The organism is Pseudoxanthomonas suwonensis 11-1, assembly GCF_000185965.1.
In the GTDB taxonomy this organism is placed as follows: domain Bacteria; phylum Pseudomonadota; class Gammaproteobacteria; order Xanthomonadales; family Xanthomonadaceae; genus Pseudoxanthomonas; species Pseudoxanthomonas suwonensis_A.
In genome coordinates this window covers 2,484,295-2,504,757 of record NC_014924.1, presented here as the reverse complement: position 1 = coordinate 2,504,757, position 20,463 = coordinate 2,484,295, and the positions used below count along the sequence as shown (strand labels likewise).

18 protein-coding genes are annotated in these 20,463 nt (G+C 70.8%); 16 read left to right on the top strand and 2 right to left on the bottom strand.

Annotation, left to right across the window (positions count from 1 at the left end):
* The first annotated feature begins 109 nt into the window (after nucleotides 1-109).
* The 6 genes from PSESU_RS11385 (at nucleotide 110) to PSESU_RS11360 (ending at nucleotide 6,412) form a co-directional block, all read left to right on the top strand.
* A complete protein-coding gene (locus PSESU_RS11385) occupies nucleotides 110-1,543 on the top strand; it encodes an OprO/OprP family phosphate-selective porin (RefSeq protein ID WP_013535931.1) in 1,434 nt (477 codons plus the stop codon).
* A gap of 31 nt (nucleotides 1,544-1,574) precedes the next feature.
* Nucleotides 1,575-2,597 carry a sulfate ABC transporter substrate-binding protein gene (locus PSESU_RS11380; protein WP_013535930.1) on the top strand — a complete coding sequence of 341 codons (1,023 nt, stop codon included), beginning with the start codon at nucleotides 1,575-1,577 and terminating at the stop codon, nucleotides 2,595-2,597.
* 71 nt (nucleotides 2,598-2,668) lie between these two features.
* Nucleotides 2,669-3,547 (top strand): sulfate ABC transporter permease subunit CysT, encoded by an 879-nt coding sequence (cysT, locus tag PSESU_RS11375; RefSeq protein WP_013535929.1) that lies wholly within the window; start codon nucleotides 2,669-2,671, stop codon nucleotides 3,545-3,547.
* Nucleotides 3,548-3,611: 64 nt separating this feature from the next.
* Nucleotides 3,612-4,523, top strand: coding sequence for a sulfate ABC transporter permease subunit CysW (gene cysW, locus PSESU_RS11370; RefSeq protein ID WP_041764130.1), 912 nt, complete (start codon nucleotides 3,612-3,614; stop codon nucleotides 4,521-4,523).
* A gap of 9 nt (nucleotides 4,524-4,532) precedes the next feature.
* A complete protein-coding gene (locus PSESU_RS11365) occupies nucleotides 4,533-5,579 on the top strand; it encodes a sulfate/molybdate ABC transporter ATP-binding protein (RefSeq protein ID WP_013535927.1) in 1,047 nt (348 codons plus the stop codon).
* A gap of 140 nt (nucleotides 5,580-5,719) precedes the next feature.
* Nucleotides 5,720-6,412, top strand: coding sequence for a TorF family putative porin (locus PSESU_RS11360; protein WP_013535926.1), 693 nt, complete (start codon nucleotides 5,720-5,722; stop codon nucleotides 6,410-6,412).
* 69 nt (nucleotides 6,413-6,481) lie between these two features.
* Here the strand turns inward: PSESU_RS11360 and tdh are convergent, their stop codons facing one another.
* Nucleotides 6,482-7,516, bottom strand: coding sequence for an L-threonine 3-dehydrogenase (gene tdh / locus PSESU_RS11355; RefSeq protein WP_013535925.1), 1,035 nt, complete (start codon nucleotides 7,514-7,516; stop codon nucleotides 6,482-6,484).
* Nucleotides 7,517-7,773: 257 nt separating this feature from the next.
* On the opposite strand from tdh, the gene PSESU_RS11350 reads away from it, so the two are divergent.
* From PSESU_RS11350 to PSESU_RS11320, 7 genes are all read left to right on the top strand, one after another.
* A complete protein-coding gene (locus tag PSESU_RS11350) occupies nucleotides 7,774-9,933 on the top strand; it encodes a S46 family peptidase (protein ID WP_013535924.1) in 2,160 nt (719 codons plus the stop codon).
* A gap of 88 nt (nucleotides 9,934-10,021) precedes the next feature.
* Nucleotides 10,022-10,666, top strand: coding sequence for a histidine phosphatase family protein (locus PSESU_RS11345; protein WP_013535923.1), 645 nt, complete (start codon nucleotides 10,022-10,024; stop codon nucleotides 10,664-10,666).
* A 148-nt stretch (nucleotides 10,667-10,814) separates the two neighbouring features.
* The gene (folC, locus tag PSESU_RS11340) at nucleotides 10,815-12,089 is read left to right on the top strand and encodes a bifunctional tetrahydrofolate synthase/dihydrofolate synthase (protein WP_013535922.1); all 1,275 of its coding nucleotides are present in this window, start codon (nucleotides 10,815-10,817) and stop codon (nucleotides 12,087-12,089) included.
* Between the two features lie 62 nt (nucleotides 12,090-12,151).
* Nucleotides 12,152-13,180, top strand: a complete 1,029-nt coding sequence (locus PSESU_RS11335) for an SPOR domain-containing protein (protein WP_041764127.1) — start codon at nucleotides 12,152-12,154, stop codon at nucleotides 13,178-13,180.
* 34 nt (nucleotides 13,181-13,214) lie between these two features.
* On the top strand, nucleotides 13,215-13,856 hold the full coding sequence (locus tag PSESU_RS11330) for a CvpA family protein (RefSeq protein ID WP_013535920.1): 642 nt from the start codon (nucleotides 13,215-13,217) through the stop codon (nucleotides 13,854-13,856).
* Between the two features lie 19 nt (nucleotides 13,857-13,875).
* A complete protein-coding gene (gene purF / locus PSESU_RS11325; RefSeq protein ID WP_013535919.1) occupies nucleotides 13,876-15,345 on the top strand; it encodes an amidophosphoribosyltransferase in 1,470 nt (489 codons plus the stop codon).
* Nucleotides 15,346-15,361: 16 nt separating this feature from the next.
* On the top strand, nucleotides 15,362-16,177 hold the full coding sequence (locus PSESU_RS11320; RefSeq protein ID WP_013535918.1) for a ferritin-like domain-containing protein: 816 nt from the start codon (nucleotides 15,362-15,364) through the stop codon (nucleotides 16,175-16,177).
* Between the two features lie 24 nt (nucleotides 16,178-16,201).
* On the opposite strand, the gene lpxH is transcribed toward PSESU_RS11320, so the two are convergent.
* Nucleotides 16,202-16,939 (bottom strand): UDP-2,3-diacylglucosamine diphosphatase, encoded by a 738-nt coding sequence (gene lpxH / locus PSESU_RS11315; RefSeq protein WP_013535917.1) that lies wholly within the window; start codon nucleotides 16,937-16,939, stop codon nucleotides 16,202-16,204.
* A 173-nt stretch (nucleotides 16,940-17,112) separates the two neighbouring features.
* Between lpxH and PSESU_RS11310 the strand changes: the two genes are divergently transcribed.
* From PSESU_RS11310 to PSESU_RS11300, 3 genes are all read left to right on the top strand, one after another.
* Nucleotides 17,113-18,429: a GGDEF domain-containing protein gene (locus tag PSESU_RS11310; RefSeq protein WP_013535916.1), complete on the top strand. Its 1,317-nt coding sequence runs from the start codon at nucleotides 17,113-17,115 to the stop codon at nucleotides 18,427-18,429.
* Between the two features lie 118 nt (nucleotides 18,430-18,547).
* A complete protein-coding gene (gltX, locus tag PSESU_RS11305) occupies nucleotides 18,548-19,951 on the top strand; it encodes a glutamate--tRNA ligase (protein ID WP_013535915.1) in 1,404 nt (467 codons plus the stop codon).
* A gap of 13 nt (nucleotides 19,952-19,964) precedes the next feature.
* Complete coding sequence (locus PSESU_RS11300) at nucleotides 19,965-20,444, top strand: transcriptional repressor (RefSeq protein ID WP_013535914.1); 480 nt, start codon at nucleotides 19,965-19,967, stop codon at nucleotides 20,442-20,444.
* Nucleotides 20,445-20,463 lie beyond the last annotated feature (19 nt).

Below are 20,463 nucleotides of genomic sequence, written 5' to 3'. Positions count from 1 at the left end.
CATGCACATCAGCTATAAGAGTCGCCCCCTAATTCATTTCCCGCAGGCAAACTGAATACGGAGTATTCGTCACGCCACGGCCGATCCCGGCCCCCACGAGGGAACGACCATGCATAACGGACAAAACCCGCGCAGCCGCCTCCCCGCGCGCGCCTGGCTTGCCGGCGCCATCGCCCTGGCCCTCGCCGGCCCCGCCTTCGCCCAGTCCAGGCCGACGGTGGAAGAACTCGCCGCCCGCCTGCAGGCGCTGGAAGCCCGCTACGGCGGCAGCAGCGTCGACGGCCAGGAGAACCTGGACCTGCAGGCCCTGGACCAGCGACTGCGCGCGCTGGAGCGCAACCTGGAGCTGCAGGACGAGGCGCGGGTCGCCAGGGAGAAGGCCGCGCCGGTGGTGGCGGTCAACGACAAGGGCGCGTCCTTCCGCTCCGGTGACGGCGCCTACGAACTGAAGATCCGCGGCCTGCTGCAGGGCGACGGCCGCTTCTTCAACAGCGGCGCTCCGGGTGCCAACGACACCTTCCTGCTGCGCACCGCGCGCCCGACCATCGAGGGCGCCCTGGGCAAGTGGGTGGGCTACCGCTTCACCCCGGAGTTCGCCGGCGACAGCGCCAGCATCGTCGACGCCTACGCCGACCTGAAGTTCTCCCCGGCGGCCACGGTGCGGGTCGGCAAGTTCACCTCGCCGGTGGGCCTGGAGCGGCTGCAGTCCTCGGCCTCGCTGGCGGACATCGAGCGCGCCCTGGTCTCCGAGCTGCTGCCCAACCGCGACCTCGGCGTGCAGCTGCAGGGCGAGTCGGGCGACGGCAAGGTCTCCTACGCGATCGGCGTGTTCAACGGCGCGGCCGATGGCCGCGACGCGGTCACCAGCAACCCGGACGACAACTTCGAGTACGCCGGCCGCGTGTTCTTCGAGCCGCTCAAGGGTTCGGACAGCGCCTGGGCCGGGCTGGGCTTCGGCCTTGGCGCGAGCATCGGCGACGTCGAAGGCGCGGGCAACAACTTCCTGCCGCGTTACCGCACCCCGGGCCAGCAGCAGTTCTTCGCCTACCGCGGCGCGGTGGCCGCGGCCGGCCAGCGCAAGCGCTGGTCGCCGCAGGCCTACTACTACCGCGGCCCGTTCGGCCTGCTGGCCGAGTACGCTTCCTCCAGCCAGGAGCTCGCCGTCGGCGGAACCACGGCGGACCTGGAAACCACCGCCTGGCAGGCCACCGCGAGCTGGGTGCTCACCGGCGAGGAAGCCAGCTACCGCGGGGTGAAGCCCTCGCGCGCCTTCGCCCCGGGCAAGGGCACCTGGGGGGCCTGGGAACTCGTGGCCCGCTACGGACGTCTTGAAGTCGACGAGGCGGCGTTCCCGGTGTTCGCCGACCCGGCCACCTCGGCGCGCGAGGCCACGGCCTGGGTCGCCGGCGTGAACTGGTACCTCAACAGCAACCTCAAGCTGGTGCTGAACTACCTGCACACCGGATTCGAGGGCGGGGCCCCGGGCGGCGCCGACCGCGAGGACGAGAAGGCCGTCTTCACCCGCCTGCAGGTCGCGTTCTGACAGCTTCCCCATCCCAACGGAGCGTTTCCCGATGAAAACCATCCGCCGTTCCCTCCTGGTCCTGGCCGCCACCTTCGGCCTGACCCTCGCGGTGGGGGCCTTCGCCAAGGACGCGAAGCTGCTCAACGTGTCCTACGACCCCACCCGCGAGCTGTACCGCGAGTTCAATGCCGCCTTCGCCAGGCACTGGCAGCAGGCCAAGGGCCAGAAGGTCGAGATCGAGAACTCCCATGGCGGCTCGGGCAAGCAGGCCCGCGCGGTGATCGACGGCCTCGAGGCCGACGTGGTCACCCTGGCCCTGGCCTACGACATCGACTCCATCGCCGAGCGCAAGCTGATCCGTCCGGACTGGCAGCAGCGCCTGCCGGAGAACAGCTCGCCGTACACCTCGACCATCGTGTTCCTGGTGCGCAAGGGCAACCCGAAGAACATCAAGGACTGGCCGGACCTGCTGCGCTCCAACGTCTCGGTGGTGACCCCCAACCCGAAGACCTCCGGCGGCGCGCGCTGGAACTACCTGGCCGCCTGGGCCTTCGCCGAGAAGATCTTCAAGGGCGACGAGGCCAAGGTCCGCAACTTCGTGACCGCGCTGTTCCGCAACGTGCCGGTGCTGGATACCGGCGCCCGCGGCTCGACCACCACCTTCGTCCAGCGTGGCATCGGCGACGTGCTGCTGGCCTGGGAGAACGAGGCGTTCCTGTCGATCGAGGAACTGGGCCCGGACAAGTTCGACATCGTGGTCCCGTCGCTGTCGATCCTGGCCGAGCCGCCGGTGGCGATCGTCGACCGCAACGTCGACAGGAAGGGCACCCGCGAGATCGCCCAGGCCTACCTGGAGTTCCTGTACTCGCCGGAAGGCCAGCGCATCGCGGCGAAGAACTACTACCGCCCGCGCCATCCGCAGCACGCCGATCCAGCCGACGTGGCGCGCTTCCCGAAGGTGCAGCTGGTGACCATCGATGGCGCCTTCGGCTCCTGGGCGCAGGCGCAGAAGCGGCACTTCAGCGACGGCGGCGAGTTCGACCAGATCCTCGCCGCGGCGAAGGGCAAGTAACCGGGCGGCCCGGGGCGCGTGCAGCCCCGGGCCCCTTCCACTGCTGAAGACGGCCACCGACGAAGCGAACGATGTCCAGCGTCCCCAACCCCCTGACGCCGCCCGCGGGCGGCGTACCCGTGTCCGGTCGCCGCCGCCGGGTGATGCCCGGTTTCGGCCTGAGCCTGGGCTACACCGTGGCCTGGCTGAGCCTGATCGTGCTGATCCCGCTGGCCGGAGTGTTCATCCATTCGGCCGGCCTGGGCTGGAGCGGGCTGTGGGCGATCTGGACCGATCCGCGGGTGCTGGCGGCATTGAAGGTCAGCTTCGGCACCGCGCTGGCCGCGGCCGCGTTCAACGCGGTGATGGGCACCCTGGTGGCCTGGGCCCTGGTGCGCTACGAGTTCCCGGGCCGGCGCCTGTTCGACGCCATGATCGACCTGCCGTTCGCGCTGCCCACCGCGGTCGCCGGCATCGCCCTGACCGCGCTGTACGGTGGCAACGGCTGGATCGGGCAGTGGCTGGAGGCGGCCGGGATCAAGGTCGCCTACACCCCGCTGGGCATCACCGTGGCCCTGGTGTTCATCGGCCTGCCGTTCGTGGTGCGGGTGGTGCAGCCGGTACTGGCCGAGACCGAGGGCGAGCTGGAGGAAGCCGCGGCCACGCTTGGCGCCGGCCGCTGGAGCACGGTATGGAAGGTGGTGCTGCCGGCGGTGTGGCCGGCGGTGCTGGCCGGCTTCGCCCTGGCCTTCGCGCGCGGGGTGGGCGAGTACGGCTCGGTGATCTTCATCGCCGGCAACATCCCGATGGTCTCGGAGATCGCGCCGCTGCTGATCACGATCAAGCTCGAGGAATTCGACTACGCCGGCGCCAACGCGATCGCGGTGGCGATGCTGCTGCTGTCGTTCGCGCTGCTGCTGCTGATCAACACGCTGCAGTCGCGCCTGGCCGCGCGCAGGGGAGGACGGTGAGATGGCACCACAGGGCAGTGGTAACGTGCAGGGCGTCCTCGCCCTGGATCCCCGGGAGCTGACGATGGCCGAACCTGCATCCACCGCACGCGTCCGCCGGCCTTCGCCGACCAGCGAGCCGCGCTGGGTGCAATGGCTGCTGATCGCCGCCGCGGTCGGCTTCCTGCTCGCCTTCCTGCTGCTGCCGCTGCTGCTGGTGTTCGCCGAGGCGCTGCGCGGCGGCGCCGGTGCATTCCTGGCCGCGATCCGCGAGCCGGACGCGCTGGCGGCGGTGAAGCTGACCCTGCTGGTGACCGCGATCGCGGTGCCGCTCAACCTGGTGTTCGGCGTGGCCGCGGCCTGGCTGGTGGCCAAGCACGAGTTCCGCGGCAAGCGCCTGCTGGTGAGCCTGATCGACCTGCCGTTCGCGGTCTCGCCGGTGGTCGCCGGCCTGGTCTTCATCCTCATCTTCGGCTCGCACGGTTGGGCCTGGCCGCTGATCGAAGAGGGCGTGGACCTGTCGCTGCTGGGCTGGCAGTTCCACCTGCAGCTGCCGAAGATCGTGTTCGCCCTGCCGGGCATCGTGCTGGCCACGGTGTTCGTCACCTTCCCGTTCATCGCCCGCGAGCTGATGCCGCTGATGGAACAGCAGGGCAGCGACGAGGAACTGGCCGCGCTGAGCCTGGGCGCCGGCGGCTGGCAGACCTTCTGGCGGGTGACCCTGCCCAACATCCGCTGGGGCCTGCTTTACGGCGTGCTGCTGTGCGGCGCGCGCGCGATGGGCGAGTTCGGCGCGGTGTCGGTGGTGTCCGGCCACATCCGCGGGCGCACCAACACGCTGCCGCTGCACGTGGAGATCCTCTACAACGAATACGCCTACAGCGCCGCCTTCGCGGTGGCCTCGCTGCTGGCGCTCAGCGCACTGGTGACCCTGGTGCTCAAGACCTGGCTGGAATGGCGGCACGGCGAATCGCTGGCCGCCGGCCACCGCCACTGAGGAAACGCGATGAAGATCGATATCCAGAACCTGCACAAGCGCTTCGGTTCCTTCGCCGCGCTGGACGACATCGACCTGGAGATCCACGACGGCGAGCTGCTGGCGCTGCTGGGTCCGTCCGGCTCGGGCAAGACCACCCTGCTGCGGGTGATCGCCGGCCTGGAGCATGCCGACGGCGGGCGCATCCTGTTCGGCGGCGAGGATGCCTCGCGCCTGAGCGTGCAGGAGCGGCGGGTCGGCTTCGTGTTCCAGCACTATGCGCTGTTCCGGCACATGACCGTGGCCGACAACATCGCCTTCGGCCTGAAGGTGCGGCGCGGCCGCGACCGCTGGCCGGCGGCCAGGATCGCCGCGCGGGTCGAGGAGCTGCTGTCGCTGGTGCAGCTGCAGGGCCTGGGCGGGCGTTACCCGACCCAGCTGTCCGGCGGCCAGCGCCAGCGCGTGGCCCTGGCACGGGCGCTGGCGATCGAGCCGCGCGTGCTGCTTCTGGACGAACCGTTCGGCGCGCTCGACGCCCAGGTGCGGCGCGACCTGCGCGCCTGGCTGCGCCAGCTGCACGTGCAGACCGGCCTGACCACCGTGTTCGTGACCCACGACCAGGAAGAGGCGCTGGAACTGGCCGATCGCGTGGCCATCCTCAACGGCGGCCGGATCGAGCAGCTGGCGACCCCGGCCGAGGCCTACGACCGCCCGGCCAGCCCGTTCGTGTATTCCTTCGTCGGCGCGGTGAACCGGCTGCGCGGGCGTCGCCGTGGCGACCGCATCGAGGTCGGCGGCCTGGCCCTGCCGCCGGGCGGGCCGCTGCCGGCGGGCGAGGCGGCCGAGCTGGACGTCTACGTGCGCCCGGAGGACCTGCGGGTCGGCGAGGGCGGCTGGGACGCGGTGGTGGTCGACGCCCAGCGCAGCGGCCCACGCGTGCGCCTGCGAGCGCGGCTGGAAGGCGGGCAGGGCGAGGAGGTCGAGCTGGAACTGCCGGTGGACGCGCAGCAGGCGCATCCGCCGGGCAGCCGCCTGGGCCTGGTGCCGGTGCGCTACGGCGCCTTCGCGGGAGGCTGAAGCGACGGATCTCCCGGGGGCGGGAAAAGTGGTTGACGACGAAAATGTTGCGTCGCAATATCGGTTGGGTTAAGTAATTGTGAACCGAGGTGGCTCCGGGCCGCCCCGTGCTGCACCACCCCACCAGAGGAGATCCAGGGATGAAGTCCTTCAAGCTCGCTGCTTCGCTCGCCGTCCTGCTGTCCGCTGCACCGTTCGCCGCCTTCGCGCAGGAGGAGGAATCCCCGTTCTCCTGGGAAGTCACCGCGGTTTCCGACTACGTCTGGCGCGGTGTCTCGCAGTCCGACGAGGAGCCGACCCTGCAGGCCGGCTTCACCTACACCTCGCCGTCCGGTTTCTATGCCGGCGTATGGGGTTCGGGCGTCGATTTCGGCCCGGGCGACCCGAACGCCGAGGTTGACGGCTTCATCGGCTACAACACCGACTTCAGCGACTCGGTGAACTTCGACGTGATGATCAACCGCTACACCTACCCGGGTGCCAGCGAGCTCAACTTCAACGAGCTGATCACCACCACCACCTTCGCCGAGAACTATTCGCTGACCGTCGCCTACACCAACGACTTCGGCGGCGCCGACGCCAAGGCCTGGTACGTGGCCGGCGGCGCCAGCTTCGGCCTGCCGAACGAGTTCAGCCTCGACCTGGGCGTCGGCCGCAGCCTGTTCGACGACGACTACAGCGAGGACTACACCGACTGGTCCGTCGGCCTGAGCCGCAGCTGGGGCCTGTTCAGCGCCTCGCTGGCCTACGTCGGCACCGACGGCAACGGCCGCGACCTGTTCGGCGACCTGGCCGACGACCGCGTCGTGCTGAGCCTCAGCATCGGCCAGTAAACCGGCCCGCGCTGGAACGGAAAAAGGCGCCGCAAGGCGCCTTTTCCCGTATCCGGGTCTGGCGGGTGCTCAGGTCCAGCTGAGCACGACCTTGCCGGCGCGGCCTTCCTCCATCAGGTCGAAGCCCTGCTGGAACTGGTCGATCGGCAGCTGGTGGGTCAGCACCTTGCCCAGCGGGAAGCCGGACAGCACCAGCTGGGTCATCTTGTACCAGGTCTCGTACATCTTGCGGCCGTAGATGCCCTGCACGGTCAGGCCCTTGAAGATGATCTTGTCCCAGTCGCAGCCGGCGCCCCTGGGCATGATGCCAAGCATGGCGATCTTGCCGCCGTGGTACATGCAGTCGAGCATGTCGTTGAACGCGCGCGGGTTGCCGCTCATCTCCAGGCCCACGTCGAAGCCTTCCATGTGCAGGTCGGCCATCACGTCCTTGAGCGGGGTGTTGGCGACGTTGACCACGCGGGTGGCGCCCATGTCGGCGGCCAGCTTCAAGCGGTAGTCGTTGACGTCGGTGACGACGACGTTGCGCGCGCCGATGTGCTTGCAGATGCCGGCGGCGATGATGCCGATCGGGCCGGCGCCGGTGATCAGCACGTCCTCGCCGACCACGTCGAACTCCAGCGCGCAGTGCGCGGCGTTGCCGTAGGGATCGAAGAACGCGGCCAACTCCGACGGCACCGGGTCCGGGATCGGCCACAGGTTGGAGGCCGGCATCACGATATACTCGGCGAACGCGCCATTGCGGTTCACGCCGATGCCCACGGTGTGCGGGCACAGGTGCGGGCGGCCGCCGCGGCAGTTGCGGCAGTGGCCGCAGACGATGTGGCCCTCGGCCGACACGCGCTGGCCGACGCTGTAGCCGGACACGCCCGTGCCCATCTCGACCACGCGGCCGACGAACTCGTGGCCGATGACCAGGCCCGGCCTGATGGTGCGCTGGCTCCATTCATCCCACAGGTAGATGTGCAGGTCGGTGCCGCAGATGGCGGTCTTCTCGACCTTGATCAGGACCTCGTTGGGACCCGGCTGCGGGACCGGCACTTCCTCCATCCAGATGCCCCTGGCGGCTTCGCGCTTCACCAGCGCCTTCATGGTTCGGGACATCGGCAGGACCTCGGACGGGGGAACGGAAGCTGCACATTATAGGTTGCCGGCGAAACCAAGCGTCGATTCCAGCGTCCGCGGGCTCGCCCGGGAGCCGGTGGTGGCCGGGCCCGGCCACCACCGGCCGGGCGGAGACCCGCGCCGCTGCCGGGGGGGCAGGGCAGGCCAGGCCGGCGCCCGACCTGCCATCAGTCATGGCGCCGGGGCGGCCGGGCAGGGCTAGAATTCCCGGTCTCTTTCGGTTGGAACCATTGCCCATGCGCCTGCGCCACCTGTCCCTGTCCGTCCTTGCCGCCCTGGTGGCGGCGCCGCTCGCCCACGCCGCCGAAGGCATGTGGGTGCCGCAGCAGCTGCCGGAGATCGCCGGCCCGCTGAAGAAGGCCGGCCTGGAGCTGGCGCCGGAGCAGCTGGCCGACCTGACCGGCGACCCCATGGGCGCCGTGGTCGCGCTGGGTGGCTGCACCGCGAGCTTCGTCTCGCCGCAGGGCCTGGTGGTCACCAACCACCACTGCGCCTATGGCGCGATCCAGCTCAATTCGACGGCCGAGAAGAACCTGATCAAGGAAGGCTTCAACGCCCCGACCCCGGCCGACGAGCTGAGCGCCGGCCCGAACGCGCGGGTGTTCGTGCTGGACGAGATCACCGACGTGACCGCCGAGGCCAAGGCCGTGATCGCCGCCGCGCCGAACGCGCTGGCCCGCACCCGCGCGCTGGACGCCTTCGAGAAGAAGCTGATCGCCCAGTGCGAATCCGAGCCGGGCTACCGCTGCCGCCTGTACAGCTTCTCCGGCGGCAACACATACCGCCTGTTCAAGAACCTCGAGATCCGCGACGTGCGCCTGGCCTATGCGCCTCCGGGCAGCGTGGGCAAGTACGGTGGCGACATCGACAACTGGATGTGGCCGCGCCACACCGGCGACTTCGCCTTCTACCGCGCCTACGTCGGCAAGGACGGCAAGCCGGCGCCGTACTCCCCGGAGAACGTGCCCTACACCCCGAAGCGCTGGCTGGAGATCGCCGACCAGCCGCTGGGCGCGGGTGACTTCGTGATGGTCGCCGGCTACCCGGGTTCGACCAACCGCTACGCCCTGGCCGCCGAGTTCGCCAACACCGAGCAGTGGACCTACCCGGTGGTCGGCGGGCACTACGCGAAGCTGATCGAGATGGTCGAGGCCGCCGGCCGCCAAGACCCCGACATCCAGGTCAAGTACGCCAGCACCATGGCCAGCTGGAACAACGTGCGCAAGAACTACGAAGGCCAGCTCGAGGGCTTCAAGCGCATCGACGCCGCCGGCCAGAAGCAGGCCGAGGAAGCGGCGGTGCTGAAGTGGCTCAAGGGCCAGGGCAGCAAGGGCCGCCTCGCGCTGGAGGCCCACGCCAAGCTGCTGAAGCTGCTTGAGCAGTCCAGGGCCACCCGCGAGCGCGACCTGGTGCTGGCGATGTTCAACAACACCGCGACCACCGGCGCGGCGACCCAGCTGTACCGCCTGTCGCTGGAGAAGGCCAAGCCCGACGCCGAGCGTGAGTCCGGCTACCAGGAGCGCGACCTGCCGACCATCGAAGGCGCGATGAAGCAGCTCGAGCGCCGCTTCGTCCCGGCCATGGACCGCCAGCTGCAGGCGTACTGGCTCAACGAGTACATCAAGCTGCCGGCCAGCCAGCGCGTGGCCGCGGTGGACGAGTGGCTTGGCGGCAACGACGCCGCCGCCATCGAGCGCGCCCTGGACCGGCTGTCGCAGACGAAGCTGGGCAGCACCGAGGAGCGCCTGAAGTGGATGTCGGCCGACCGCGCCGCGTTCGAGTCCAGCGACGATCCGGCGATCCAGTACGCGGTGGCGGTGATGCCGACCCTGCTCAAGCTCGAACAGGAGCGCAAGGTGCGCACCGGCGAGAACCTGGCCGCGCGCCCGGTCTACCTGCAGGCCGTGGCCGACTACAAGAAGAGCCAGGGCAAGGCGGTCTATCCGGATGCCAACCTGTCGCTACGCATCACCTTCGGCAACGTCACCGGCTACGAGCCGAAGGACGGCGTGGCCTACACCCCGTTCACCACGCTCGAGGGCCTGGTCGCCAAGAACACCGGCGAGGATCCGTTCGATTCCCCGCAGGCCCTGCTGGACGCGGTCGCGGCCAGGCGCTACGGCGGCCTGGAAGACCCGCGCATCGGCTCGGTGCCGGTCAACTTCCTCTCCGACCTGGACATCACCGGCGGCAACTCCGGTTCGCCGGTGCTGGACGCCCGCGGCAAGCTGGTCGGCCTGGCCTTCGACGGCAACTGGGAGTCGGTCAGCTCCAACTGGGTGTTCGACCCGAAGATGACCCGCATGATCGCGGTCGACAGCCGCTACATGCGCTGGATCATGCAGGAGGTCTACCCGGCCCCGCAGCTGCTGGAAGAGATGGGTATTACCCGCTGAAACCGTCCGGGCCGATGGCCCGGCCGTCGGGTATCATGCGCACCCCCGCCGTGGTCTCACGGCGGGGGTTTTTTCCAGAGGGGATTCCATGCGCATCCTGCTTGCACGCCACGGCGAGACGCCGTGGAACGCCGAGGGCCGTTACCAGGGCCAGATCGACATCCCGCTTTCGCCGGTCGGCGAGGCACAGGCCCGCGCGCTGGGCGAGCGCCTGCGCGAGGTGCCGATCACCCGCGCCGTGGCTTCGCCGCTGTCGCGCGCGCGGCGTACCGCCGAGCTGGCGCTGGGCGAGGAGCGGGCGGGGATGCTGCAGATCGATCCGGACGTGCAGGAAATCGCCCACGGCGAGTGGGAAGGCCTGCTGGCGTCGGAGATCAACGAGAAGGATCCGGCCCGCCTGCGTGCCTGGCGCGAGGAGCCGGACACGGTGCTGATGCCCGGTGGGGAGTCGCTGCGCCAGGTGCTGGACCGTTCCTGGCGCGGCCTGGTCCGCGCGACCGAGGGCCTCGGTGCGGACGACACCCTGCTGCTGGTGGCCCACGACGCGGTCAACCGCGTCCTGCTGTGCAAGATCCTGGGCCTGCCGATCAGCAAGCTGTGGACCTTCCGCCAGGCCCCGACCACGCTCAACCTGCTCGAGGGCGCGGACGTGGACAGCCTGGAAGTGGTGCGCCTGAACGACTGCGCCCACCACACCCCGTTCTTCGGCGAAGCCAAGCACCGCGCGCTGTAATCCGCGCTGGCGGGCGGGGCGTCGCCGTGGCGCCCTGCCGGCATCCGCCGCCGATACCTCCTTCCCGCCTGCAGCCGCTTCCGGGTGGCTGCATGGCCCGCGCCCGTGGCCGCGACATGGCCACCCCGCGCCATTACCCTGATCCCGCATGAGCGACTCGCCCCGCACCCTGGCCGACTGGCTGGCCTACATCGAGACCCGTCACCCGCGCGCCATCGAGATGGGCCTGGAGCGCGTGCGCGAGGTCGCCGCGCGCCTGGGCCTGGAACGGCCGGCCGCGCAGGTGGTCACCGTCGGCGGCACCAACGGCAAGGGCTCGACCGTGGCCTTCATCGAGGCCATCGCCCGGGCCGAGGGCTGGAAGGTCGGCGCGTACACATCGCCGCACCTGCTGCGCTACAACGAGCGCGTGCGCATCGACGGCGCCGAGGCAGGGGACGACGAGCTGGCCGGGGCCTTCGCCGCGGTCGAGTCGGCACGCGGCGACACGCCACTGACCTATTTCGAGTACGGCACCCTGGCCGCGCTGTGGCTGTTCCAGCGCGCGGCGCTGGACCTGGCGGTGCTGGAGGTCGGCCTCGGCGGCCGCCTGGACGCGGTGAACCTGGTCGATCCGGACGTGGCGGTGATCACCACCGTCGACGTGGACCATGTCGACTGGCTGGGCAGCGACCGCGAGACCATCGGCCAGGAGAAGGCGGGCATCGCCCGGGCCTGGAAGCCGCTGGTGCTGGGGGAGATCGATCCGCCCTCCAGCGTGCTGCGCCACGCCTACGCGATCGGCGCCAACGCGATCCGCTCCGGCAGCGACTTCTTCCACGAGCCGGCGGGCGAGGGCCAGTGGCAGTGGCGCGAGGTCGGCGCCGAACTGCTGCTGCCGGACCCGGTGCTGGCCGCGCCGGTGCAGCGCGCCAACGCCGCCGCTGCGATCGCCGCCCTGCGCGCGCTGCCGCGCTCGCCCTCGGACGCGGCCTGCGCCGCCGGCGTGGCCGCCGCGCGCGTGCCCGGCCGGCTGGAGCGGTTCGAGCGTGATGGCATCGAGGTGGTGGTTGATGTCGCCCACAACCCGCAGGCCGCGCGCGAGCTGGCGGCCTGGGCCAGGGTGCGCCCGGCGGCCGGTGCCACGGCGATGGTGCTGTCGGTGCTGGCGGACAAGGACGTGGTGGCCCTGGTGCAGGCGCTGGACGGCGTGGTCGACCGCTGGCACCTGGCCGGCCTGGCCGGGATCGCCCGCGGCGAGGACGTCGATGCCCTGGCCGCGCGCCTGGCCGGCACCGCTGCGGCCGCAGGCAGCCGCGACGCCAGCGTGGAGGCGGCGCTGGCCCGCGCGCTGGCGCAGTCCGCGCCGGGCGACCGGGTGGTGGTCGCCGGTTCCTTCCACACCGCCGCGGCGGCGCTTGCGGTGTTGCGTTCAGGGCAATGACGGCTGGCTTGGCGGGCCGCACCCTATAATTGCGGCGACTCCCCGCCAGGCCACCGCTCCCCGTGGATAGCACGCTGAAACAACGCCTGATCGGAGCGGCCGTGCTGGTCGCGCTCGCGGTCATCTTCCTGCCGATGCTGGTCCAGGGCCCTGCCCCCGACAGCGGCGTGGCTGACGTCTCCACCCGCGTCCCCGATGCCCCGGCCAGCGGCTACGAGACCCGCGAGCTGCCGCTGCTGGGTCCTGCCGCCGAACCGGGTGCCCCCGTGTTGGCGGCCGGAACCGACGCCGCGGAGCCGGAAGAGGAAGCCGCTGCGGCGCCCGATCCGGCCGATCCGGCGGTGGCCGCGGGCCGCTGGGCGGTGAGCTTCGGCGCCTATGCCAGCGAGAAGGATGCCGACGCGGTGATCAGCCGCCTGCGCCAGGCCGGCCTGGAAGGCTTCAGCGAGCAGACCACGGTCAACGGCCGCCAGGCCTGGCGCGTGCGCGTCGGCCCGTTCGCCGACCGCTCGCTGGCCGAGGCCGGCCGCCTGCGCGCGGTGCGCATCCGCAACGACGTCAACGCCCAGGTGATCGCGCTGGATGCCACCGCCGAGGACGCGGCGGCCACGGCGGCCACGCCCGCGCCGGAACCCGCCGTCGCCGCCGCGACCACCGCGGCGACCCCGGCGCCGGCGCCGGCTCCCGCGCCGGCGCCGACGGTTGCCACCTCCGGAACCGAGCGCCCCGCTGCCACCACGCCCCCGCCGGCCCCCGCGAAGACCGTGGCAACCGCCCCGGCCCCGAAGCCCGCTGCGCCCAGCGCGGCGGGCACTGCGCCGGCCCAGGTCCCGGCCCCGTCGCCGACCCCGGCCGCCCAGGGCGTCGGCTTCGCGGTGCAGATGGGTGCGTTCTCGAAGGAGGCCGACGCCACCGCGCTGCGCGACCGCCTGCGCGCCTCCGGCTTCAGCGCCATCGTGCAGCCGGTGCGCACCGACAAGGGCACGCTGCACCGCGTGCGGGTGGGGCCGGTGGCCTCGCGGGCCGAGGCCGAGCAGCTGCAAGGTCGCCTTGCCGCCCACGGCGGCGGCATGGTGGTCCCGCACCCTTGATCGACACCGTCGCCGTCGCGCGCGTGCCCGGTCCATGAACGCGATCGACCTGGTCCTGCTACTGGTGATTGCCGCCTCGGCCCTGCTTGGCCTGATGCGCGGCTTCATCGGCGTGGTCGCCTCGCTGGTGGCGTGGATCGGCGCGACCTGGTGCGCGTTCCGCTTCGGCGGCCACATCGCTTTCCTGCTCAGCGACAACGGCCAGCCTAGCGCAACCGGCCTGCTGGCCGGTTACGCGATCGCGTTCTTCGGCGTGCTGGTGGCCGTGAGCCTGGTCGGCTGGCTGATGCGCAAGCTGCTGCAGTCGGTCGGCCTGTCCGGGCTGGACCGCACCCTCGGCCTGGCCGTGGGCCTGCTGCGCGGCGCGCTGGTGGCCTGCGTGCTGGTGCTGCTGATGGCCTTCAGCTCGCTGCCGCGCGAGGCGGCCTGGTCGGAGTCGCGCGCGCTGCCGCTGCTGGTGCCTGGCGCGCAGTGGCTGGCGCGCTGGCTGCCCGGATGGGCCGCCAGCGAGCTGGACTTTGGCAACGGCAAGCCCGGCGGCGATAATGGCGCCCTCCAGCGCGCCGGCGCCATCGTCGAAACCCTTACCGGGGCCTTGCCCGTTCCAGACGAGGCGGCGCCGCCGCCGTCCGGCGGGGAACCCCCTTCGTCTTCCAGTCCCAACCCCGGTCAGTAGACCGTCGGAGATTCGCATCATGTGCGGCATCGTCGGAATCGTCGGCAACGACAACGTCGCAGGCCAGCTGTATGACGGCCTGACCGTGCTCCAGCACCGCGGCCAGGACGCGGCGGGCATCGCCACCGCGGACGGCACCCGCCTGCGCGTGCACAAGGACAACGGCCTGGTGCGCGACGTGTTCAGCGCCAAGGCCATGAGCGTGTTGCAGGGCAGGGTGGGCATCGCCCACTGCCGCTACCCGACCGCCGGTTCGGAGGGCATGGACGAGGCGCAGCCGTTCTACGTCAACTCGCCCTACGGCATCGCCCTGGCGCACAACGGCAACCTGATCAACACCGAGGCCCTGCGCCAGCAGGTGTTCGCCCAGGACCGCCGCAACATCAATACCGACTCCGACAGCGAAGTGCTGCTGAACGTGTTCGCGCACGAGCTGGACGTGCAGGGCGAGCTGACCCCGCAGGCGGCGATCCGCGCGGTGGCCGGCGTGCACCGCCGGGTCAAGGGCGGCTACGCGGTGGTCAGCGTGGTGCTGGGCCTGGGCCTGGTCGCGTTCCGTGACCCGCACGGCATCCGCCCGCTGGTGCTGGGCAAGCGCGAGCACAACGAGGGCGCCGAGTACATCGTCGCCTCCGAGTCGGCGGTGCTGGACATCCTCGGCTTCGCCCGCGTGCGCGACGTGCAGCCGGGCGAGGCCCTGGTTATCACTCCGCGCGGCGAGGTGTTCTCCGAGGTCTGCGCCCAGGCCGGCGCCCAGGCGCCGTGCATCTTCGAGTACGTGTACTTCGCGCGCCCGGACTCGATGATCGACAACGTCTCGGTGCACAAGGCGCGCATGCGCATGGGCATCAAGCTGGGCGAGAAGATCCTGCGCCTGCGCCCGGACCACGACATCGACACCATCATCCCGATCCCGGACACCTCGCGCGACGCGGCGCTGGAGATCTCCAACGTGCTGGGCGTGAAGTACCGCGAGGGCTTCATCAAGAACCGCTACGTCGGCCGCACCTTCATCATGCCGGGCCAGGGCGAGCGGGTTAAGTCGGTGCGCCGCAAGCTCAACCCGATCCACCTGGAGTTCCGCAACCGCGTGGTGCTGCTGGTGGACGACTCGATCGTGCGCGGCACCACCAGCCAGCAGATCGTGCAGATGGCGCGCGACGCCGGCGCGCGCAAGGTCTACCTGGCCAGCGCCGCGCCGCCGGTGCGCTACCCGAACATCTACGGCATCGACATGCCGTCGCCGGACGAGTTGATCGCGCACAACCGCAGCATCGAGGAGATCGAGAAGCTGCTGGGCTGCGACTGGCTGATCTACCAGGACCTCGAGGACCTCGAGGCGGCGGTGCGCGAGGGCAACCCGCAGCTCGCCCGCTTCGATTCTTCGTGCTTCAACGGCGATTACGTGACCGGGATCGAGCCGGGTTACTTCGAGCGCCTGCAGCAGCTGCGCTCGGACGAGGCCAAGCACCGCCGTCGCGCCTGCTGAAGGAAGGCGCGTGGTGATGGACCTGTACCAGGCCGCGCGCGCCTGCCTGGACGAGGCCGATCCGGCCCGCAAGGTCGCGTTGACCCACGAATATGCCGCGGCCTTCGCCCGCGGCGACATCGTCCTGCCCGCCGACGCGCCGCCGCCGGAGCCGATCCGCATGCCGGGCCGCCCGGAGCGGCCGCAGCTGGTGCACCCGCGACGCCTGCCGCGGCGCGGGCTGGGCAGCGAGGAGGGGCGCGCCGCGTTCCTGCACGCCATCGCCCATATCGAGCTCAACGCCATCGACCTGGGCTGGGACGCGGCCTACCGCTTCCGCGGCTTGCCGGAGCAGTTCTACCGCGACTGGGTGCAGGTGGCCGACGACGAGGCCCGCCACTTCACCCTGCTGCGCGAGCGCCTGCGTCGGATGGGCCGCGACTACGGCGACTTCGACGCGCACAACGGCCTGTGGGAGATGTGCGAGAAGACCGCGCACGACGGCCTGGCGCGCATGGCCCTGGTGCCGCGCGTGCTGGAGGCGCGCGGACTGGACGTGACCCCGGGGATGATCGTGCGCCTGCGTGATCTCGGCGATGCCGACACGGTGTCGATCCTCGAGGTGATCCTGCGCGAGGAAGTGGCCCACGTGGCCGCCGGTTCGCGCTGGTACCGCTGGTACTGCGAGCGCGCCGGGGTGGAGCCGCGCGCCCGCTTCCGCGAGCTGCTGCGCGAGTACGCCGGCGGCTACCTGCACGGCCCGTTCAACATCGAGGCGCGGCTGCTGGCCGGCTTCGACGAGGACGAGCTGGAATCGCTGCGCCACGCCGAGGCCGAGCACGCCAACCGCTGAGCAGGGTGCTGCGCCGGCGGCCGGTCAGAGCCGCTCGAGCGCCATGCCCGTGGCGTCCACTACCAGCACCGAGCCCTGCTCGTACCAGTCGCCCAGGACGACGCGGCGGCACCCGCGCCCGTCCACCTGGAGTTCGTGCACCGCCGGACGGTGGGTATGGCCGTGGACCAGGGTGTCCACGCCGAAGCGGGCGAGGGTGGCTTCCACCGTGGCCGGGGTAACGTCGGTCACGGTCTCGAAGCTGCCGCGGTCGCCCTGCAGCATTTCCTGCTGGCGGGCCATGCTGGCCTGGCGGGCCTGCGCGGCGAACGCGAGCCGTGCCTGCAGCGGCTGCGCCAGGAAGCGCTGCTGCCAGGCCGGATCGCGGGTCTGGGCGCGGAAGGCCTGGTAGGCGGTGTCGTCGCTGCACAGCAGGTCGCCGTGCATCAGCAGCACCGGCTTTCCATGCAGGGACACCACCGAAGGGTCGGGCAGGATGCGCATGCCGGCGCGGCGGGCGTAGTCCTGGCCGACCAGGAAGTCGCGGTTGCCGTGCATGAAGTAGACAGGCACGCCGGCGTTGGCCAGCGCCCGCAGCCCGGAGGCGACCTCGGCCCCGGCCTCGGAGGGATCGTCGTCGCCCACCCAGGCCTCGAACAGGTCGCCAAGGATGTAGAGGGCATCGGCCGTGGCCGCGCGTTCGCGCAGGAAACGCAGGAACAGGGCGGTGATTTCCGGGCGGACCGGATCCAGGTGCAGGTCGGAGACGAACAGGGTGCTCATCACCGGATTGTAGGCCCTGGGCCGCCCCTTCCGCCCCCGTGCGGTCCCCGACCGGGGCGTGGCCGCGGTCGATTGGCCGGGAGTGCACGGTGCAGCCCGCGGTGGCCTTTGCTAACGTGCGCGCCATACGGGTGACGCAAGGATCGCCCACCGACAGCACTGGCAAGGCGCACATGACCTCGGGCGGCACCGAAGTACCCCAGACCCCGACGGCCCATTCCGGGCAGCGCAAGCGTGCCGCCCTGGCCCTGCTGGCGGGCGTGGCCCTGACCCTCGGTGCCATCGCCGGTTACGACCTGATCCCGCCGGTGCGCTTCGACGTGACCCGGATCCCCGCCGACGGGATCGTCCTGTCCTCGACCCCGGTGCCCGGCCACCCCGAGGCCGGAGAGTGGCTGGACGCGAGCAAGCGCCGCATGCGCTGCCATTACCCGCCGGGCACCGACGAGCCGCTCTACTACTGCGCGATCAACTATTTCGTCGGCGCCGGCCCGGACCGTGGCGTGGACCTGTCGAACTACACGCACGTGGAGGTCAAGGTCGTCTACAAGGGCGACGTGCCGAAGCTGCGGCTGTTCGCGCGCCATTTCGACCCGCGCTACTCGATCGTGGGCGACACCAACAGCACCAAGTACAACTCGGTGTTCCTGGCCACCCAGGACCTGCGCGCGCCGCTGTCGCTGAGCGTGGACGAGTTCACCGTCGCCGAGTGGTGGCGGCTGTACTACAAGCTGCCGCGCGATCTGGCGCGCGCCGAACTGAGCAACGTGGTCACGGTGGGACTGGATTTCTCCTACCCCATGACCGAGGGCGTGCACGACCTGGAGGTGCAGGAAATCACCTTCGTGCGCCCGGGCCTGTCGCGCGAGAGCTGGTACCTGGGGATCCTAGGAGTGTGGCTGGCAGGGATCGTGCTGTACGCGCTGCTGCAGCTGCGCATCTACCGCGCCGAGCGGATCTCGTTGCAGAGCGAGGCCGAGCGTTACCGCACCCGCGCCACCACCGATCCGCTGACCCTGACCCTGAACCGCCACGGCTTCGAGCAGCGCTGGGCGCGGCTGCCGGCCGGCTCCAGCGTCGCGCCTGGCCATGCCCAGGCCCTGCTGGTGCTGGACATCGACCACTTCAAGCGGGTCAACGACAGCTGCGGCCACGACACCGGCGACCGCGTGCTGCACGAACTGGCCGCGGTACTGCGGCGCCAGCTGCGCCCCGGCGACTGGCTGGTGCGCTGGGGCGGCGAGGAGTTCGTGGTCCTGCTGCCGGGCGTGCGTACCGACCAGGTCGCCGGGATCGCCGAGGACCTGCGCCGGGCGGTCGAGAGGCATCCGTTCGAGCACGGCGTGCCAGTGCCGGTCACGGTGAGCTTGGGCGTGGCCCTGCGCGGTCCGGACGAGGGTTTCGAGGCGCTGTTCAAGCGAGCCGACGAGGCGCTGTACGAGGCCAAGCGCGCCGGGCGTAACCGGGTCGTATTCGCGGACGGTCCATAAGGGGCGCGGTCCGGTCTGGCGCACCGCGGAAGGGTGGTGCGCCGGCGTCGTGAGGGGCCGGAGATGGCTGCGGCGCCGGCGGGGTAAAATGTCCCATTCCCTGTCTGCCCCCATTCCCATGACCTGCCGCACCCGCTTCGCCCCCAGTCCCACCGGCTACCTGCACATCGGTGGCGCCCGCACCGCGCTGTACTGCTGGCTGGAGGCCCGCCATCGCGGCGGCAGGTTCGTGCTGCGGATCGAGGACACCGACCGCGAGCGCAGCACCCAGGCGGCCATCGACGCCATCCTCGAGGCGATGGACTGGCTGGGCCTGGACTACGACGAAGGCCCGATCTACCAGACCCACCGGGTCGAGCGTTACAAGGAAGTGGCCGAGCAGCTGGTCGCCCAGGGCAAGGCCTACTACGCCTACGAGACCCGCGAGGAGCTCGACGCCATGCGCGAGGCCGCGATGGCGAAGCAGGAGAAGCCGCGCTACAACGGCGCCGCGCGCGAGCTCAACCTGCCGTATCGGGACGACCCGAACCGCGTCATCCGCTTCAAGAACCCGACCGATGGCGTGGTCGCCTTCGACGACCTGATCAAGGGCCGCATCGAGATCGCCAACAGCGAGCTCGACGACATGGTGATCTTCCGCCCGGACGGCTACCCGACCTACAACTTCGCGGTGGTGGTCGACGACTGGGACATGGGCATCACCGAGGTCATCCGCGGCGACGACCACATCAACAACACCCCGCGCCAGATCAACCTGTACGAGGCCATCGGCGCCCCGGTGCCGAAGTTCGGCCACATGCCGATGATCCTGGACGAAGCCGGCGCCAAGCTGTCCAAGCGCACCGGCGCGGCCGACGTCATGCAGTACAAGGACATGGGCTACCTGCCTGACGCCCTGCTGAGCTACCTGGCGCGCCTGGGCTGGTCGCATGGCGACCAGGAGATCTTCAGCCGCCAGGAGCTGATCGACCTGTTCGACGTGCGCAACTGCAATTCCAAGGCCGCGCGCCTGGACATGGCCAAGCTGGGCTGGGTCAACCAGCACTTCCTCAAGACCACCGATCCGGCCCAGGTCGCGCCGCAGCTGGCCTACCACCTGGAAAAGCTGGGCCTGGACCAGGCCAACGGACCGAAGCCGGAAGACGTGGTCGTGGCCCTGCGCGAGCGCGTGCAGACCCTGCGCGAGATGGCCGAGAAGGCGGTGGTCTGGTACACGCCGCTGGAGACCTACGACGAGGCCGCGGTGGCCAAGCACCTGAAGGCCGGTGCCGACGCGCCGCTGGCCAAGGCCCGGGAGCTCCTCGCTGCGCTGCCGGAGTGGACGGTCGAGGGCGTCGGCCAGGCCCTGCACGACACCGCCGCCGCGCTGGAACTGGGCATGGGCAAGGTCGCCCAGCCGCTGCGCGTGGCCATCACCGGCACCCAGGTGAGCCCGGACATTTCCTGGACGGTCTACCTGGCTGGCCGCGACGAAGCCTTGAAGCGCATCGATGCCGCCATCACCAAGGTACCGAAGGGCTGACCCCGGAGACGCCATGCCGCACGCCTGTACCGACCCCCATCACCACGTCCACAGCGCCGAAGCGTTCGTACGGGCGGTGGAGCGGGCCTGCGGCGAGCGCGGCCTGCGCCTGACCCCGATCCGGGCCAACGTGCTGCGCCTGATCGCCGATGCCGGCAAGCCGGTGAAGGCCTACGACCTGCTGGAGAAGGTGCGCGAGACCAAGGGCGCCGGCGCCGATGCGCCGCCGACCGTGTACCGCGCGCTGGATTTCCTGATGGCCAACGGCTTCGTGCACAAGCTGTCGTCGGTCAACGCCTTCGTCGCCTGCCACCATCCCAACAGCGCCCAGCACTCGGTGCCGTTCCTGATCTGCGACCGCTGCCACAGCGCGGTGGAGCTGGAGGATCGCGAGGTGGTGAAGCAGCTCGACGCACGCGCCAAGGCGCTGGGCTTCCAGCCGCAGGCGCAGACCCTGGAAGTGCACGGGCTCTGCGCGCGCTGCGCCGGCTGAGCCGGCGACCGGATCGCGG